Source organism: Bacteroides salyersiae, from assembly GCF_031172035.1.
GTDB classification, from domain to species: Bacteria; Bacteroidota; Bacteroidia; order Bacteroidales; family Bacteroidaceae; genus Bacteroides; species Bacteroides salyersiae.
The window spans coordinates 1,421,741-1,440,788 of the sequence record NZ_CP133452.1; the positions used below are offsets into that span (position 1 = coordinate 1,421,741).

17 protein-coding genes are annotated in these 19,048 nt (G+C 36.6%); 16 read left to right on the top strand and 1 reads right to left on the bottom strand.

Translation table 11 applies throughout. The annotated features are described in order from the left end of the window. The first annotated feature begins 24 nt into the window (after positions 1-24). The 16 genes from RB604_RS05255 to RB604_RS05325 all read left to right on the top strand — a co-directional run bounded on the left by RB604_RS05255 (position 25) and on the right by RB604_RS05325 (position 14,067). Positions 25-3,195 (top strand): hypothetical protein, encoded by a 3,171-nt coding sequence (locus RB604_RS05255; protein ID WP_055293623.1) that lies wholly within the window; start codon positions 25-27, stop codon positions 3,193-3,195. Positions 3,196-3,260: 65 nt separating this feature from the next. Then, complete coding sequence (locus RB604_RS05260; protein WP_055293271.1) at positions 3,261-6,557, top strand: DUF6443 domain-containing protein; 3,297 nt, start codon at positions 3,261-3,263, stop codon at positions 6,555-6,557. Between the two features lie 4 nt (positions 6,558-6,561). After that, a complete protein-coding gene (locus RB604_RS05265) occupies positions 6,562-7,296 on the top strand; it encodes a hypothetical protein (protein WP_007479258.1) in 735 nt (244 codons plus the stop codon). Between the two features lie 180 nt (positions 7,297-7,476). Next, a complete protein-coding gene (locus RB604_RS05270; RefSeq protein ID WP_007479257.1) occupies positions 7,477-7,755 on the top strand; it encodes a hypothetical protein in 279 nt (92 codons plus the stop codon). A gap of 25 nt (positions 7,756-7,780) precedes the next feature. Further along, on the top strand, positions 7,781-8,005 hold the full coding sequence (locus RB604_RS21420; RefSeq protein ID WP_007479256.1) for a matrixin family metalloprotease: 225 nt from the start codon (positions 7,781-7,783) through the stop codon (positions 8,003-8,005). Between the two features lie 239 nt (positions 8,006-8,244). After that, a complete protein-coding gene (locus RB604_RS05275; protein ID WP_007479254.1) occupies positions 8,245-8,562 on the top strand; it encodes a hypothetical protein in 318 nt (105 codons plus the stop codon). Between the two features lie 292 nt (positions 8,563-8,854). Beyond that, positions 8,855-9,403, top strand: coding sequence for a tetratricopeptide repeat protein (locus RB604_RS05280; RefSeq protein WP_007479253.1), 549 nt, complete (start codon positions 8,855-8,857; stop codon positions 9,401-9,403). Positions 9,404-10,340: 937 nt separating this feature from the next. After that, entirely contained in the window at positions 10,341-10,874 is a 534-nt protein-coding gene (locus RB604_RS05285; protein WP_007479250.1) for a hypothetical protein, read from the top strand. Between the two features lie 7 nt (positions 10,875-10,881). After that, entirely contained in the window at positions 10,882-11,049 is a 168-nt protein-coding gene (locus RB604_RS05290) for an RHS repeat-associated core domain-containing protein (protein ID WP_227096831.1), read from the top strand. 23 nt (positions 11,050-11,072) lie between these two features. Continuing rightward, entirely contained in the window at positions 11,073-11,507 is a 435-nt protein-coding gene (locus RB604_RS05295) for a zinc-dependent metalloprotease family protein (protein WP_007479248.1), read from the top strand. A gap of 3 nt (positions 11,508-11,510) precedes the next feature. Continuing rightward, positions 11,511-12,047, top strand: coding sequence for a hypothetical protein (locus RB604_RS05300; protein WP_007479247.1), 537 nt, complete (start codon positions 11,511-11,513; stop codon positions 12,045-12,047). Between the two features lie 22 nt (positions 12,048-12,069). Next, positions 12,070-12,735, top strand: a complete 666-nt coding sequence (locus RB604_RS05305; protein ID WP_052315317.1) for a hypothetical protein — start codon at positions 12,070-12,072, stop codon at positions 12,733-12,735. A 1-nt stretch (position 12,736) separates the two neighbouring features. After that, positions 12,737-12,934, top strand: coding sequence for a hypothetical protein (locus RB604_RS05310; protein WP_007479245.1), 198 nt, complete (start codon positions 12,737-12,739; stop codon positions 12,932-12,934). Further along, positions 12,900-13,370 carry a hypothetical protein gene (locus RB604_RS05315; protein ID WP_007479244.1) on the top strand — a complete coding sequence of 157 codons (471 nt, stop codon included), beginning with the start codon at positions 12,900-12,902 and terminating at the stop codon, positions 13,368-13,370. The genes RB604_RS05310 and RB604_RS05315 overlap by 35 nt, the downstream gene beginning before the upstream one ends. Before the next feature lie 197 nt (positions 13,371-13,567). Continuing rightward, on the top strand, positions 13,568-13,732 hold the full coding sequence (locus RB604_RS05320) for a hypothetical protein (protein WP_153881783.1): 165 nt from the start codon (positions 13,568-13,570) through the stop codon (positions 13,730-13,732). 131 nt (positions 13,733-13,863) lie between these two features. Next, positions 13,864-14,067: a hypothetical protein gene (locus RB604_RS05325; protein WP_007479241.1), complete on the top strand. Its 204-nt coding sequence runs from the start codon at positions 13,864-13,866 to the stop codon at positions 14,065-14,067. Positions 14,068-14,707: 640 nt separating this feature from the next. On the opposite strand, the gene RB604_RS05330 is transcribed toward RB604_RS05325, so the two are convergent. Beyond that, positions 14,708-19,012 carry a glycoside hydrolase family 2 gene (locus RB604_RS05330; RefSeq protein ID WP_055293273.1) on the bottom strand — a complete coding sequence of 1,435 codons (4,305 nt, stop codon included), beginning with the start codon at positions 19,010-19,012 and terminating at the stop codon, positions 14,708-14,710. Positions 19,013-19,048: the final 36 nt, after the last annotated feature.

Below are 19,048 nucleotides of genomic sequence, written 5' to 3' on the forward strand. Positions count from 1 at the left end.
GAACTACTTTTAGAATACACTATTATGAAAAATCGACGAAACCTTTATAAACTGTTGGCACTTCTTTTGTCCGTTAACTTTGGATACAGCTACACTCTTTATGCACAGAACGGAGAGATGCCTATTACCATTTCCCAACCCCAGATTGTTCCGGTTTCTCCGGAGGCTGCTGCAGTTCAGAAATACGTTTGCTATCCGGTGAATCATAGTACGGGATTGGCTGACATAACGATTCCTATTTATACAATAAAAGTGGGGGATATGGAACTTCCTATAACCTTGTCTTATCACTCCGCCGGCATTAAACTCCGTCAGTTGAGCGGTTGGGTAGGAACCAACTGGACCTTGAATGCGGAACCCTCCATTATGCGTGAGATCAGAGGTATTCCGGATGAGGAGAAATATGGAGGATATCTTACTGCCAAGTATTTTAATGAAAGAGAACAGAGCGATCCGGACAAAAAGACTCGTTTCTTAAAGCAGGTTGAAAAGAAGATTATCGATAGCGAACCCGATCGTTTTTATTATAAACTGGCAAAGCAGAGCGGCACATTCTATTTGGGTGTAGAAACTTCCGGGTTTAAACCGGTTACCCGTGTCAGTGCTTGTTGCACTCGTCCTTATGTTCCTATACATGTGGTCGGTTGGGAAATACTTGGGCCTAATGAACTTCATATAACGGATGATAATGGGCTCAGATATGAATTTGGTAGTGAAACGGACGGCTATACGGAAAAGACCGGAAATTATAATACTCGTTGGTTGTGTCGGAGAATTGTATCTAACAAAACCAGAGCAAATATCTCTTTTACATACACTGATTTCCAATCCGCACCGATCATATCGTCTTATTCTACCGATTATGTAGCTTTGGAAGAGTATCCGGGAACTTTCCGGAATAGTGGACAAGCACCTGATACACTTGATTTTGATTGTTTTTCTGTCAAAGAGAATACATTTCTGCGCCGCGAGGATTCTTTAAATGCTTCTAGAGCATATTCTGCATCTCCGGGTAACTACAGGTTGATATCCAAGCAAGGTGCCACCACATATTATTATCGTATTGAAAATGGCGAAGCGCGAGTTGCCGGTTCATACTCTAATTTTGAGGAATATCTGGTTCCCAGCCCTTATTTTGCAACTTCCGTACAAGAACGCAAATTAAATTCGATTCAATTTGACGATGGTTCTATTTCTTTTGTACAGGGCGGTGATATGAATTTGAGTACTATTACTGTTAAATCCAAGAGTGGGGAAATTATTCGAAAGGTTCAATTTTATATAACCCGCTATAACGAAAAAACGAGTCTTACTAAATTAGATTCGATAGTTGTCACTTCCGGTAGAACTCCTTTAGAGAGACAGGTTTATTCGTTTCAATATAAAATGCCTTATAATGTCCAGTCAGAAGCTAGTTATGCAATGGATCACTGGGGATATTATAACGGGGAAAATGTCAGGAACCGCCTTCCTATTCCGTATGGGCGTTATTATTGCAATGACCAGTATTATTTTAATTTTGGTGACAGCACCCGTAACTGTAATGAAACTTGTATGCAAGTCGGAATTCTGACTGATATTTTTTCACCGGAGGGTGTACATACCAATTTTACCTACGAAGCCAACCGTTATGGAAAGATGTTCAGTGGAGATGCAAACTATGCGAAGGGTACCTATCTTGCCGGAGGCTTGCGTGTACAACGAATAAGGGAAAAGGATATGCATAGTGGCTTTTCAAGGACACGCGTGTTCTCTTATGCTCTTGCTAAACCGGAAGGGTCGGATGGTAAGTATAAAAAGGATCTTGGAGTGCCTAAACATGCCTTGACAGAGCGGGATTACTGTACACAGATGGAGCGGTTGACTATAATTCCTGCAAGTGGTAATACAAAGCTTTGCCGTTTACGGACCTGGGGGGCGAATCCAGTTTCCAATATCACTTTTAGCAATGGCAGCTCTGTTATTTATCCATATGTAAGAGAACAGGTTATTGATAATGCAGGTGTCGAAGAGAACCGTACGGATTATTTTTTTAGTGCTCCATATTGGGAACTTGCTGGCGGAATTCCTAATGATCCTTTTGATCCCCGTACTCAAGTTCGTCAGGATATCACTAAGCCTTTTGATCCGGATGACGGCTTAGAGGCTTTAAAGTATGGGCAACTGATAAAGAAAGAGATATATGAAGGCAATACCCTGCTTGAGCGCCGTGAGTACGAGTATAATTATTATAGAGATCCTATGAAGTTTAATGGTCCGGAGGTCATTATCGGTCGTCCTTATAAAACGCGTGCTTGCAATTTGGAAGAATACGGTGCTTATCCTCAAGAGATATATCAAGACTTTACTTGGGCTATAACGGCCGGAGCTTCCCGTTTGAAACGAGAACGTATTACCACTTTTGCGGACGATGGCAATAAAAGAACACAGACACGTGATTATATTTATTGTCCACAAAATTCAGGAGACCTGTTTGATAGTCCAGTGGAGACAACCGTGTGGTTTGCAACAAGGCACTTGAATCCTATACGGATACGTACTACTACCGGTAGTTCTGAAACGATCGAACATTTCATTTATCCGGAAGAGGCGAAAGATAGCATAACGGAAGATTTGGGACAAGATTTCTTGTTGCAATTGCATGCACTGAATAACTTGATAGCATATAAACGCATATGCGGAGCGGATACCACTACTCTGCGAAACGTTTATTCCGGTTTGGCTGTTCAAAAGGTACAAACGTGGAATCCGTTACTTTCTAACTTTGAAGATCGCCTTTCTTACACCTATACTCCTTATGGCAACATTAGTTCTGTCACTTCTGATGGTTCTACTACCAGCTATCTATGGTCATACTATAACCAACATCCGGTATTTAAAATGGAAGGAATGACGCTTGATGAAATAATTAAGAAAACACAATCCGATGGTACGTGGATTACGGATATGGAAAAGCAGGGAGCATACACAACTACTGCTGCGACGTATATGAAAATGCTTCAGGAAATGCCCGGTTATCGGGGATACTTCTATACTTATCGACCTTTGATCGGGGTCACTTCTATTAAAGGTCCGGACGGAATAACTACCTATTTTACCTATGATAGTTTTGGCCGTCTTGTCGAATCATACATTTGGGAGAATAATGTCAAGAAGACGATAACTGCTTTTGATTATAATTTCCCTACTCATTAATATCTGTTTCTATTTTCTATAGAAAGCAAGAGAACGATTGTAACTAATTAAAAAATGAAAACAGCATGAAATATACACTTTATTCTATCTTTGTTTTTGTTTGCCTTTTCTCATTTTTTCCTTCTCTTTTGAAAGGGCAAGATAAGAACCGTCATTATGTGCGGACCCGACTAATGACCAAAGACGATGGTAGTAGTTTTAGGGAGACGATAACTTATTATAATTCTTTCGGATTAAATGATGAAATTAGAGAGATAGGGGCTTCCCCTCAAGGTAACGATCTACAAACATTTGTCGGATATGACGGCGCGTTCCGCAAAGTGTCCGAATCGCTTCCCCGGCCTGTGGGGAATACCAATTTCTATAATGATTCCAATCCGGAAAGTTATACGGTCTATGAACATTCGGAGTTAAACCGCATTCGCGAAAGCTATGGCCCCGGACAAACATGGCGGGAGAATGGGAAATCTGTGAAGTACACTTACTTATATAATACGAAAACGGGTGATGACCATTGCTACTGCCTGTCTGCAAAAGATGTTGGAGAGGATATAAAGGTTGAAGTAAAATCTTATGATGCAAATGAAGTGTCTATCCTGCGGACAACAGACGAAGACGGCAATGTGACCGATCAGTTTACCGATCATGAAGGGAAACTGATTCTTACCCGGCAGAAGGCAAATGGAATTCCGCACGATACTTATATTGTTTATGATGATCATGGAAGAAAACGGGTAGTCCTGCCACCTCTTGCTGCTGATGCGTTGGGAGGACATAGCACTTTCATGTGTAGTCAGGTTGAAGAGGTCCAATTATACGGGTATCTCTATTATTACGATGAGCGAGACCGGTGTATCAAGAAAAAACTTCCGGGGTGTGAACCGATTTATTATGTGTATGATAGGTGTAACTATTTGGTGCTGAAGCAGGATGGTAATGACCGGGAGGCTGGGAGATGGCAATCTTTTCAGTATGACCGTTTAGGGCGGCAAGTGATATGGGGCTTTATGACTCGCAACAAAACACACGCTGATTGGATACGTATATGTAAAAATCTGGATCTCAGAATTTATTTTAGAGGCACGTCATATGGTTCAGAAAATTATGGGTATACTTCGGTTCCTAGAATAAGTTATTTATGTACCCCATTAATCATTAATTATTATGATAACTATGAATATACTACTATATTCAATGAATTCATTGGCTTTCTCAATCGTCCAGGGTATTACTCTTCTTTCTCCGCTTCCTCTCTTACTTCACGTGATAAACTTACCGGCCAAGTTGTAGCTCTTTTGAACGATCCTTCCAAAAGAGACTGCATTGCTTATTATTACGACCAGCGCGGGCGTGAAGTACAGTCCACGATGAATTCTGCTTTCGGTTTTAGAAATTACACTTTTACTAACTATGATTTTACCGGCCAGCCTGTTTCTGTCCGTAAAGAGCATACGAGTATTTACCGGGACACACCTCCTGCTTCTGTGGATGATGTTGACCATATCCTGACATATGAATATGAGTATGATCATGCAGGGCGTTTGTCTAAGCTATACCAGACTTATGATAACGATGCCAAAGTTCTCGTAGCCAAATATGAGTATGACGAAGTGGGACGCTTGGAAAAGAAACTGTTACATAATGAAACAGCCACTTCTACTTATAAATATAATGTTCGTGGTTGGCCTACCGAGATTAATGAGCCGCGTATGTCGCAGAAAATCTATTATAACGAGAATCTCCCTCAAGGAGTTACTCCTCTATATAATGGCAATATTGCTTGTTTTTCCAATTCGATAGACAACAATTATACATCGTGTTTCAATTATGACGGTCTGAATCGTCTGATATCCACTCGCCAATACAAACCGGATGGGAGTGAAATCTTCACTCCGGAAGATTTCACTTATGACAAAATGGGTAATTTGCTTACCTATTATCGGGTTTACTTTGATTTTTACCCCCGTTATATGAACAAACTGACGATAAAATATCATGGCAATCAGATTCAGAAAGCAGCAGATGATTACCGTAGTGTTAATTATTATTCGCTTCGCTACCCGGATGCTGTGAATCGTGATGTAGAATATTTCTATGACAGTAACGGTAATCTGGTGAAGAATCTGGATAATATGATTCAACGTATCAAGTATAATATCATCAACTTGCCCGAGGTAGTTGCATTTAGTGACGGAAATCTGCTTACCTTTTATTATATGGCCGATGGACGTAAAGTGCGTGATGCATATGGATCTTACCCGGCAGGAACATCTACCCCATTGGATGACATTGTGAATAATACTGATCCCTATATTAGCGGTACGAATGATTGGTGCGAGGATTATTATTATGGATCAGGAAAACTTAGACGTGTAACATTTCCAGAAGGGCATATCAGTCTTTATAACAATAGTAAAGGTCCATTAATGCAATATGTGGCAAAAGATCATGTCGGTTCTATCCGGGGATATTGGGAACCAGGTGATACTTCTTTAGGTAAGTCCCCTTATCCGTCTTATTACCCTTCCGGTATTTTAGATAATAAGGTAGACCCCTACCATCCTTTTGCATTGGGTGGAAAAGAATTCATGAGTACAAATAACTTGGATGAGTATTTCTTTGGTGCCCGTACAATGTATGCGATCATGAATCGTTTTAATCAAATGGATCCGCTATGTGAAGACTATTATTCGGTAAGTCCGTATGCATATTGCAATAATAATCCGGTAAATAATGTTGATTTTGATGGCAGGGATTGGTATAAAATACAAAATAATCATGGGGAATGGCAATATATATATAATGATAAAGTACATTCTCAAGAAGAGTTGGATAAAGTGATCAAAAATGGTACATATCTGGGGAAAACGTATATGGAAGATGGTGCTTATTATAGCTTATTTGGAAGTCAAATGGCAGCTAATTCTTTTGAAGGAGTTATTTATCAAAAAATAGACGAAGCAATAATGAAAGAAGCTAATGCGATTCAAGCAGGAATTAACAATTTTGGTTCAGAAAACATAGGGAGTCCTGCAACTGACTTTTCCATCTCTGGGTTAAATTATAAGGATACTAAATATTTTGGTGTGGATTCGCATAGAAATTCATATTTAATTAATTATGAGAATAGCTCAAGTGGAGTTTATAGAATAGTAGGTGAAAAGAGTGCTATGAAAGCATACATGGAAAACTGGGTAGGTGATAAAGATATGCCAAAACACATTGGAGGATGGCAATCGGGCGAGAAAATGTATCATATTAGATTTCTAAATAAAACAGGATATGATATTATTCACTTGCAATATTCACGTCAAGATGCATCTGTATTACTGAGAAAATACGAAAATTTATTTAAAAAATAAACAAATGAAACATTTCTGGTTAATTGTTATAATGCTTTGTATAAACTTGTCTTGTTCTAATGATTTGTTGTTTGTTACTGGAACTACGAATTATATTTTTCGCGATTTAGCATATGATGTGAATAGGTATGTCAAACTGTATTATTGTGATTATTTAAAATATCCTACTGTAGATGAGTTGTATACCTATTGTTGGAGAATTACCAATAGTGCTAATGATTTTCGTTTTCAATCATTTACTGAATTTGAAAAAGTAGAAAAAATGAAAACGAATGGAACGGGTGTTGAGGATTTACTTCGCTTTATGTTGAAAAATAAGACTGATTTAGCTTTCCGGCAATCACGTGGTGAATTATATGTGCTGTGGAAAGGTAAAAAGGCATTTCGGGTAAATTATGATTATTGTTTACTTAAAGATAACTATCGGGATCAATGGCATTTTTATTGTTTCTTTGATTCTGTTGGCGTTGCTATTCCTATGGATGCTAACGCAGAAGATTCTTTTATTAATTTGAGAAAGAATATTTGTCAAAAATATTATTTCGATCAGGAATTAAAGAGGGCATCTGAAAACATTCTTTTGAGATATAATAGAGATACTGGCTATAAAGTGTTTTGTTCGACAAAAGTGGATATTGACAAGAATGATTATTTGAAAGAATTAGGATGTTCTTTGGATACATTTTTGCTGAATAGAAATATACAAATGATACAATTTATAACCACTGTTCCGTATTGATGAATCTACAAGTTAAGTATTTAGTAGATGTTTGACTGGGATGTACATAGGATGTGGCATGATATGGAAATATGCTATGCTTATTTTTGTAAATCAGTGCGTTTGAATTAAACAGGTTATGTAAATCAAGATGGATATAAAAACCTTTATGTTATTGTTCCATTTTAATCAGGTTAGTTTATGAATCCTATTAAAATGACTTTGCTTGTATTAGGAGTATGGGTAATAGCAACATTCGTATGGGTGCATTTTATAGAGGATGTATCAGAGAAACCTTTTGCTGTTGTAATGTACTCTATTTATTTAGCTCCGTTTATTTGTACTATAGCTTTTATTGTTAGTGCTTTTTTTTATCGCACTTGGATAAACAGCCATAGAAGAGCTGTTGTTGTGGTTTTAATATTACTAATTATTTGGACTTTAAGCATAGCTCTTTATTTGCAATCGTTGTTCAGTTGAACTTGGATATATTCAATCTCGATTAATGAAAGCTACTTATATACACGAGATAGGGCATAATTTGGGATTAGATCATAGTGATAAAACTACAATTATGAAACAGAACAATTTGATAAAAATTAACAGTACGATGAATGGAACTTCTGTTATTACTGATTATGCTTCTATTGATAAAAGAAGAGTTTTTTTGATGATAAATAGAGTGAATGTTCCACGAGTATCTCCTTTGGGTATATTGATGACAAAATAAAAATAATGTGTAATGAAGAAATTAGTTTTATCGTGTTTATTTATGTCACTTTTTCTTTCTTTTTATTCGAATACATATCAATTTTATATTTGGAAATCATCAAAATAGTTACAGTATGAAGAAGAAAATAGTATTGACATTATTATGCATTATTTTAGTTGTGTTTTTTGTCTTTGGATTAGTATTAGGTTCTTTTGATTTTACGCGTTCGAAAATAATAGAAAAAACTGATTACTATCTTGTTGGATGGATGTCCGCCAGGAACTCGTTATTGGGGGTTATATCACAGAGATAGGCTGGAAGGCGTAGTTGGAGGTTGCATTAAAGATATTTACTGGAATGAACAATACATTTTGGTTAAGACACACTATGGTGCAAATAGTGACAGTATAGAAGGATATTATATTGTAAAATTGCTCCCTCCTGTAAAGAAAGGGGTTCCATGGGAGAAGATAGGGCCTTTATCTAAAGAAGAATACGGGCAAAAGAAATTGGAATTGCATCTTAATGAAGAAAAAATGAAGCATAAATCTTTATTTAAAGGAGAATCCAAATAAAGAATCATTGTTTAACCTTTTTGGATAAAATGTATAAACATTCTAAGTAATGTTCTTAAAGAAATTTATCGCTTAGTAGGATTTTGTTTTTGTTAATTTTAGAAATCTTCTTATTTTATATTCAATATCCAATAAGAGAGAATAACCTTTATAAGATCGTGTTGGGTTTGATTAAAACTATTGAGTAGATAGTTATAATTTTGGGTTCCGATTTCTATTTAAAAATGGAATCTTATTATTGACTTAGGTAGGATAATATAATATTCGAAAAACTAAAAATGGTTTAAATGTTATGTGCTGGAGAGAACAATTGAAGCAATATGAGTATAATAAAAATTGGAATGCAGCAATTAAGCTGATGCAGGTAGTAATAGATGATAATCCTAACGATATAGATGGCTATCTTTTTATGAACTATTTGCTTATGGATATTTTGGTTAATGAAATGTATGATAATAGTAAACATGATTATTATGCAGATCTATTAAAAAAGTATTTTCTTGAATCATATAGTAGGTTTTCGAATAATTCAGAATATCTTTTTTATATCGGATTTATCGCTTCTATGTCTGAATGGTACTTTGATATAGAAATGGAAGATGTTGAATCTATGCTTAAAAAAGCAACTTATCTTGATCCTGAAAGTCTACTTTATAAATGGGGTTATTGTTGTATCCTAAATCAGAGGGCAGAAGTGAATACTGAAACAAAATATTTTCTTTCAAGGCAAATATTAGAGAATGATATGTTGATGAAAAATATTATGAAGAAAGGTTTGTTGGGTGAATATCTCAAAGAATTTATGCTGTTGGTATATGAATCAACAAAAGTTTTACTATGATATGGGTTGAGAAATAAGGTCATTACACATAGTATGGGAGCAGCTTATGCAAAAGGAATGATATAAGCATTTATTGATAAAGGTATTGATCTTTCTCTTTTTGCGTTTGAAGTTGATTTTGTCTCTTTTCAACCCACAAAACAGGCAGCAGTTCATGGTGTTCAAACTTTCCAGTTCACTAATAAGAATGACCAAGTAGCAAATAATAAATTATTAAGAAGTCCTTTTGGAAAGATAGAAGAAGCTTCAATACTATCTGTTGATGATGATAAAAACAAGAAACATGGAATTTAAATTTTATCCAATCAATTCTTAGTTTACCAACAGGAAAATACAATGTAATAAATGGACAAATTATACCAGAATAGATATATGAATACCAAAAGACAACATCCTCTTAAAACGCTAACAATCGCACTATTATCCTATTGGATTATCACTTTTATAATAATGTTTTATATGGAATCAAAACATCCGGGAGGAGAACAATTCTTGCTAAGGATATTTGTTGTAGGATTAAATTATTTTCCACTTTGGGGAATAATAGTAAGTATATCGCTCATATTTCTACATAAAGAATGGGCACTAAAAAGATGGTATATATTATTAATTGTAATACTATTGTTTATATATTTATTCATTATTTCTTGGTGGTATATTCTCTTTCAACCATTATAACAATCGCTATAAGGATGCGCTGTTTAAAATCAGTAAAAAGAATAAAATGAAAAATTTTCTTATTATAAGGTTGTGATCCCATATGATGTTGCTAATTAATGTATTTGTATTAAAAATGAAGTGATCTTTGTGGTGCAATAAATTAACATGATATTTTAAGATGCTTGTTAAAAGTAAGATGTTTTTTAATTTCTCATATTTGACAGGTGATCCACATTATTCTGTTAGTAAATAGGAAAAAATAATAAGGAGGTAGTTTATGATCCGAAATGTTATTTGTTTATTTTGTTTGTTTTTTATGTTATCTTGTAAATCAATAGATTTATACTATCCTAATTATGCAAATTGTAGTGGATACAAGAGTTTGTATGTTGTTGATACAATACAGATAGATGATCCGGTATCTGTTTTAACGAATAGCGGATATTGCTTTGTGATGTCTAAGCAGGCCTTTGATTCGTTTAGTGGGAATGAAGACTCCTTATTTAAACGACCGGATACTTTTTTATTAAATGAGTACTTACCAATGAGTGTATCAATTGAGTTGTTTCGTAAGTATGTATTGGCAAATTCATTTTCTTATTTTGATTTTCTTATTCCAATTGAATTTGATAAAAAAGGGATTAAAGATCTTAAGATTTTTACTCGAAAGCCGGATTACTTTCTTTTGGTATTGATTCGAGGTGATTACTATAATGGGGCTTATACGGGATTTGACGGTCCACCTACAATTAATCTGAGAAATAATAAGTTCTCTTTCTATAAGATTGCAATTCCTTGTTATTTAAAATAACGACAGGTTGAATTTTGCGTACTATTTTTGGAGGATAATAAATCGTTTTAATCAAATGGATCCACTATGTGAAGACTATTATTCGGTAAGTCCGTATGCATATTGTAATAATAATCCGGTAAATGCGATTGATCCTAATGGAAGAGATTATAGGTTGACTACTCATTATCAGTAGTTGAGGTGTCAACCGATGAATCAATGAATGTAGCTCAAAGAAGTAGTGTTGTTACGGAGGCTTTCCGGGCAGATAAGTCTGGAATTGCTAATATCTATGAAGTTGTATCAAGTTTTAAAGATTCCAATAAAAATGGTGTGACTGTCAATGGTAATCATATTGGAGTAAAATATTCGCGGCAGGATGAAAATACAGGTGCACATGAAGTGGGTCATACTTTTGGACTCACTCATGGTTCTTCTGGGTTGATGACGTCATCATCTACAGATCCTTATCGTTCATTAGATTTAAATACAGTGGGACTCAAAGATATGATAACTTATCCTATCAGAGGAAAGAGCAATTCTGAAGGAAGAGGTGTAGCTGGTGAAGGGCACTTAAGTGTTTTCGATTTTTCATATTCTATAGGTAGTTCATATTATTCTGTTAGTAAATGGGGAAAAATAAGAAGGAGGTAATTTATGATCCGAAATGTTATTTGTTTATTCTGTTTATTTTTTATATTGTCTTGTAAATCAGTAGATTTAAATTATCCTGATTATGTTAATCAAGATGGATATAAAAGTCTTTATGTTGTTGATACAATACAGATAGATGATCCGGTATCTGTTTTGACAAAGAGTGGATATTGTTTTGTAATGTCACATCAAGCGTTTAGTTCATTTAATGGAAAGGAAAAAACTTTATTTAAACGAGAGGATGTTTTTTTATTAGAGTTGAGATTACCTATATATATACCAAGCGAATTATATAATAAATATATATTGTCAAACTCATACTCCTATTTAAATGATCGCATTCCGTTAAAAAGTGACAAGAAAAAAGTAAAAGAACTTATGTCTTTTGGTAGACAACCGGATTTTTTTCTTTTGGTTTTGATTCGGGGCGACTTTTATAACAGAGTTTATACGGGATTAGACGGTCCACCGACACTTGAATTAGAAAATGAAAAATTTTCTTATTATAAGGTTGCGATTCCCTATGGTGTTGCTAATTAATGTATTTGTTGATTTTAGAAATATGAAATATATACTTCTATACTTTTTATTATTTGTATTGTCTTCTTGTCATAAGACTGTTATTGGACGTGTTACCGAGGTCATATATACGCCATGGAGAAGTGGCACCATTATACAATATAAAATTTGCTTTAATAAAATAGAAGGCAAAGGTTTGGATTCTACATATTTGATTGGAAATAGAATTTATATCAAAGACACATATAATCCTTTTTATTTTGAAATAGGAGATAGCCTGAAAATAAAATTAGGATTAACGCAATACCAAAACAAATTTATCAGCATTTATAAATTGGTAGACAGAGAAGAAAAAACTACCAAAAAGGAACACAAAAATACTAAGTGGTGCCCAATTTTTGATATTGACACACCTCCTTTATTACCAGGTTCACAAACCAATAAAGATAATAAACTATCAATAAATAAATTTATTAGCAAAAAAGCAAAAGAAGAAAATGTTAAAATCAAAAATCCATTTTTGATTTATCTTGATATAGATACATTAGGAAGAGCCTATATACATAGTATGCACAGCCAAGACACTCTTATCTCACAATGGATAGAACAAAAAATTAGTGAATTGCCTGCATTTTCTCCTCCACAAGATAATGGGGAGAAAGTCAATGTTATGGCCTCATATAGAATAATATGTTCAAATTCTCAATAAAATGGATACAAAAGAGATTAAGTACAATGCTTTTGAAAACAATTGTGCGGATGCAGTACAACAAGTTTTAGAAAAGGCTTTAGGTATAGATATGCATATGGATATATCATCTGAACCTAATGAAGTGTTTGAAAGTATAAAGAAAAATTCTAAAGATATACAAAATGAAATTGATAAAAAAAAGACAGGTGCGAAATAAGTATATTTATGTGGCATTTGCTAGTTTAGTTTTGATGTGCTTATCATATTATGGATATCACCGATTTAAGATAGGCTATGGGATAGCAATCGAAAGTCGACATTACTTTAAAAAGGCAAAAGCATTCTTTTTTAATTATGAATTTTTCGGAAATGTTGTTGATCGTAAGTATATAGAAGGGGATGCTACAGCGTATTTTATAGTGGTAAGGTTAGATTCGGATATAATTATTCCAGAATGGGGAAGGACTTTTTATTATAATTATTATGTTTTTGATTTGGATAATAATACAATGCAATTTTTGGTTTCCAAGCAAATCTATAATAATGTTAGTCAAGGTGATTGTATATTGAAAAGGAAAAACTCAGATTCTATTTATATAAATAATAAATCTTATTTATTGTTTAGTAAAGAGGCTTTGAAATGGATTCCTTGATTAAAATGCAATTTATTAAATGCTACTTTTGTACAAGTGGAGGAGATGGTATCAGTAAATTCTTTCTTATCGAAAAACAGAACTGTTAAAAGATTAGGCCAATGACGATAAAATTAACGAAAAATCAGTTGGATTATCTGAATGATAAACGAATAAAATAACGAAGTAATCTGAGAAATAATTTTAGTGTAAAAGAATTGGATACTTCCTTTGTAACTATTGAAAATGATGAAGAGTGTGCAAATGAAATAAGGGATTGGATGATGGATACTCAGATGCAGATTGGATTTGATATTAACTATGCCCTAACTTCGGATAGTAGATTATTGGAAGAACTGATTGATGTATTTTATACAGGATAAATATTTAGGGAATAGTTTTAGAGACTCAACAAATAAAGAAAAGATGAGAAGAGTATTCTAGTTGTTATTATCGGCATTAAGCATGGTGCCGTTTAGAAAAATAGAATTATGAAAAAATAATTTGTGTACAGTTGTTAAATGAAGGATCTGTTGCGTATAGGCCGGTCTCTGCATATTTGATAGAAAAGAATATTTATAAAATAGATGGTTCTGAATGTTATAATCCGGAAGATGAAGAATGGGAGTTTTTGCCAGGTATGTATGTTTTGGTAGAGGAAAAGAAACTTAGTGGAGAGAATGTGTTGGTAGCGGTGAAAAACCAAGGTTTTCAATAGATAGGTATGTGTTTTTACAGAAATTATGAAAGATAAAAGAATATGCCTATCACTAGTGTCCGGAATAGTTCAGAACAAGCTAAGTTGCTCGTCCGTATCCGGCTCTAATTTAGAATTATCAAATTGATTAAAAATATCCGGTAAGGGTACTCTTTCAAAAAGAATTAGCCCTATCGTTTGAGAGATTATATAAAGATTTATCATACAATTTACAACGACTGTTCCGTATTAATGAATCTACAAGTTAGATGTTTAGTAAATATTTAGCTGAAATACGTTTGAGATGTGACATAATATGGAAACATACTGTGTTAATTTTGTTAATCTAACTTTTAACGTTTTATTTCTGCTATACAAAAGAATATACCTTCATGCAGTAGAAGTGCATATTTTTATACGGTAAGAGTATAGTTTTAATATAATGAAGAGTATATACTTTTATGATTTATGAAACAAGTGGGTTCTATTGCTTGATAATCAGTGGTTTGTGTATATGGTAATCAGCTGTTTTAGTTCTTAATTCATTTTTTTGAAACATATATAGTTCTTCTTTTGATAATTATGAAACTATCCCTGCCACAATCATATGCAGCAGGGATAGCTTCATAATTACTATATATTTAAAATGCTTTTATGGCGATTATAGGGCGAGTTTAAACGTCCGGGATAGTTTTCCGATAAGGGTTGATACCAGATAGACTCCTTTTTCTAAATCTCTGTACACTCCACTACCATTAACTGAAGCTCGTACAATACTTATGCCGGATGTATTGATGATTTCAATAATTGTGTTCTCACTTACATTATAGTGAATATCGCCATTGGCTGTGTATACACATACTTCCGAAAGTTTATTTTCTTGTGTGCCGGTGGCTGCCGGATTAAATGAAGATAAAGCGAAATGACCTCCTCTTTTACCGTTGTCAATGGCTTGTACACCCCATTCGTATTCGGTATCTTCGTTATCGATATACATGGAATAGGAAGTGGTCATAATCTGGCCGGATATTTCGCCTGTTTTGATAAATCCGGTTTGGAGATCGGCAGGGACTGTCATGAAATATTCCTTGGAACCGGCTTTTTTCACGTATATGTTATATTGTAATGCCCGGGAGGGAGTTACATCGTCTGTGGCGGCATCCCAAGAGAAGGTAACCATACCTGTTTCTTTGTTGTAGGAACTTTTTAGATTATAAGGAGTGGAAGGAGCCTCATTAGGTAATATACCTGCTGTTGAGGACGTGTTTTTCCAGAGTTGAGTGGCACAACTGAAAGAGCAGACGTTGCTTTGTGCCCATCCCATGTTCCATGCATCCAGATAACCGTCATTGTTGTAATCGATCAGATGATTGTTGCCGTGACTGATGCGATCGAAAGTCCATTCCTGATCTGCATCATAGTAGGCTCCGCAAGCTTTGAAACTGAAATCGCCCCGGTTCATATACAGCCAGGTTGTAATTTCATGTTTTTCTCCGTGACCGCCTATCAGGATATCGGGCAAACCGTCGTGATTGACATCCCCAAAGGAAGGGGTTGCACCGTCTACTCCTTCAAAACCGCAAAAGAGGTCGTTCAGCATTTCAAAGTTGCGTCCGCCACAATTCCGATAGATGTAAAAAGACTTGGCGCCCGAACCTTTATTACTGGAAAAACCTGTCACCACAATATCCATATAACCATCGGCATCCAGATCACATAAGGAGCAGGAAGAATCGTTGGAACCATACAAATACTGTTGGTTTTCGGAGAATGTTCCGTCTCCATTGTTCCAATAGATACGGAGGTTGCCTTCGCCCGGACCATAACCGGAGGATACAATATCCAGCCAACCGTCATTATCCATGTCAGCAAAGTGCACGGAACCTCTCGAAAGACCTAAGAACGGTTCTGTACCATTTAATGGGGTTTCTTGCTGGATGAATCCCTTGCCTTTGTTGTTTTTGTATAGATAAAGTGCGCGCCGGTCGTGGTGTACGATGAGATTTCCTTTTTCATCTGTTCTTCCATCGGGGTCTTCGTAATCGTCCAGCCCTGCAATGATCAGATCCAGATAGCCATCCTTGTCATAGTCGCCTACCGAAACCCATTGACGTGACCGGCCACCGTCTTTTGAACTGTAAATCGGGGAGATACCCATTTTGCTTCCTGCCGGAGTGGCGGTATTGACCTCCTCGAAAACAGGTTGCCCACCTTTTTCCGCCCCTTTATTACGGTATAAAAATGCAGCAATCTCTTCCAGGTTATTTTCGTAATCCATTGATTTTAACCCGGGGACAAACAGGTCTAATAATCCGTCGTTGTTATAATCGAACCAGACCGGACAGGCATAGTAGCAAACATCAAAAGGACTGGTAAGGCGGACGAAAGATTCTGTACCGTCATAGTCATACAGAGCCGATACTTTTTGAGCGGAGGCTGTTCTGAGATGCGGATTCTTTCCGGAGTAGGCAATCTCCAGCCAGCCATCATTATCGTAATCCCCCCATGCCACATTGGAGCGATCTGCCGTATGGTAGAACTGCCCTCTGATGAGGGACGTTGCTATGGGCTCGGCAGGAACCGGTCTTGCTATTTTGGTAAAGACAGGGGATACCGGATTACCGGGAGTAGCGATTTCCGAATAGTCTGGATTGGATAAGTCATCGTATATTTCCGTATAGTTAAAATCCTCTGTTGAGAAAGTGGATATACCCACATCCATAATTTGCACACCACCGTCTTGTAGGCCTTCTACTGCGATCAAGTTCCAGCTATTCGGTTTTAATGTCTGTTTGGCTTCGTAAGAGATATCGAACGGAATGTAATTGGAAACCGACCCTTTTTTGCTTGCTGCCCAAACACCATTGATGTAGATGTGAATATCATCGTCGTGATAAAGCAGGAAGCGCATGGCATTGATCATTTCCGGAGTGACGTCGCCCAGACGGAACCAGCGGCGCATATGAATCTGTGAGGTATTCCAGGGAGTTGAGATTAAGTTTGCCCCATTCCATATGGAGGAGCTACCAAATGCGGCTTCTCCTTCCGCCCAGGTGCGGTCGTCGAACTCTTTGGCAAACCACCGGCGGGGAACATCGGATGAGGTTATATATCTCCACTTGTATTTATGCTCTTTGGCAGTAGAAAGAATCGGTCTTACTTTTATTCCGCTTTGTGGCAGATTGATACATTCCTCTATTTTTGTTTTTAGTTCTCCGGTTGCCGAATAGGGCTTCAATACGCGCCGGTCGTATGTGTAGATTCCGTTTTTTTCGATCTCCACATCGGATAGCTGGGTATATACGGCAGCATTTAATCCGTAGTAATAATGGTCTATTACTTTGTCGGCTAAATTGTTGAATAAGACGGTGAAGTCTTTTCCGGTCTCTACGGTGGTGTATTGGAAATCGCCTCCGGGCCAGATGTGTCCCTGTACTTTCAATGTAATGCCGCCATACTCGCCACAGACGCCGGCTCTGGTTTCGTCCAGTGGGCAGGAGGGGTTCGGGTAGCTATGGGAGTCCTTAATGTCACCAATGGGAGCGTCTACCCAGCCACTGGCACAACAGACAAGGCTTTGGCCTACTTCTCCTATGACGATCTGAGTCATTCTTTCTGTATCGAATTGTCCCCAACCTTCATTAAATACCACCCATTGGATAATACTCGGATGGTTTCTGAAAGCTGTGATAATTCTTTTCGATTCATCTTCAAAGTTCTTTTTGGCATAGTCTTCGTATCCGGAAGGTAAGTTGGGGCTGGGCAGATCTTGCCATACCAATATTCCTTCCCTGTCGCAATGCATATACCAACGTGCAGGCTCTATTTTGATATGTTTCCGTATCATATTGAATTCTAAAGCTTTCATCGCTTTTATATCAAACAGGAGTGCCTCGTCACTTGGAGCAGTATACAGGCCGTCGGGCCACCATCCCTGGTCGAGTGGCCCCATCTGGAAGATTTGTTTTCCATTGAGGAAGATACGGGGCGTTTCACCCACTTTCTTTACTTCGATTTTGCGCATTCCGCAATAGCTGCTTACGGCGTCTGTCTGTACTCCGTCTTTTAGGATGGCTATGTCGAGGTCGTATAAATATGGGTCTTCTACCGACCATAAATGAGGGTTATCGATAGGAATGGTCAGTAACCTTTCGACTTTGCCGTTTTCCAGCGTTGCTATTTTATTGCCTTCTTTGTCGAGTAAGCTGATATTTACTGTTACTCCGAATATTTCATTGGTATTGACTCTCATTTTCAAACAGGAGTTGTCTACATCGGGTCGTATCATTAAGTCCTCTATGTAAACCGAATTGACAGGTTCCAGCCATACCGTCTGCCAGATGCCGCTTACCGGAGTGTACCAGCATCCCCATTTATTTAATGCCTGTTTGCCTTTCGCTTGTCCTTCGGCACCGGTATTATCGTATGTATAGACAACTAACTCCTGTTCTTCCTGCTCTTTTAAAGCGGAGGTTATGTCAAAGTAGAACGGGTCGTATCCACCGGTATGTTCGCCTACTTTTATGCCGTTTACATAAACAACGGTTTCCCAATCTACGGCATCAAAATGAAGCAGAATATTTTTCCCTTTCATCGTTTCGGGGATACTTATTGAACGTTTATACCAATAGCATTGGCTGTCGCTCTCTTCCATGATTCCGGAGAGGGCGGATTCTATGGGGAAAGGAACTAATATCTTTTGTGTAAAAGTGAAATTCTCCGGATCGTATGCTTCGCCTTTTATGCCTTTTCGCAAATCCCAGATGCCATTTAAGTTGAGCCATTCTTTTCTTACCATTTGTGGTCTCGGATATTCGGGTAACACGTTGTTCACGTCTATTGTTTCACTCCATGGAGTCATCATAGGGGCTTGCTTCATTTTCCATTCTTGAGCGTGCGAAAGAAAGATACCCATGATGCAGAAAAGTCCTACGATTGAAAGTCTTTGTATATGCATTGTTTTCATGTTGTTAGAGATGAGGGATAAAAATAAGGGTACCCG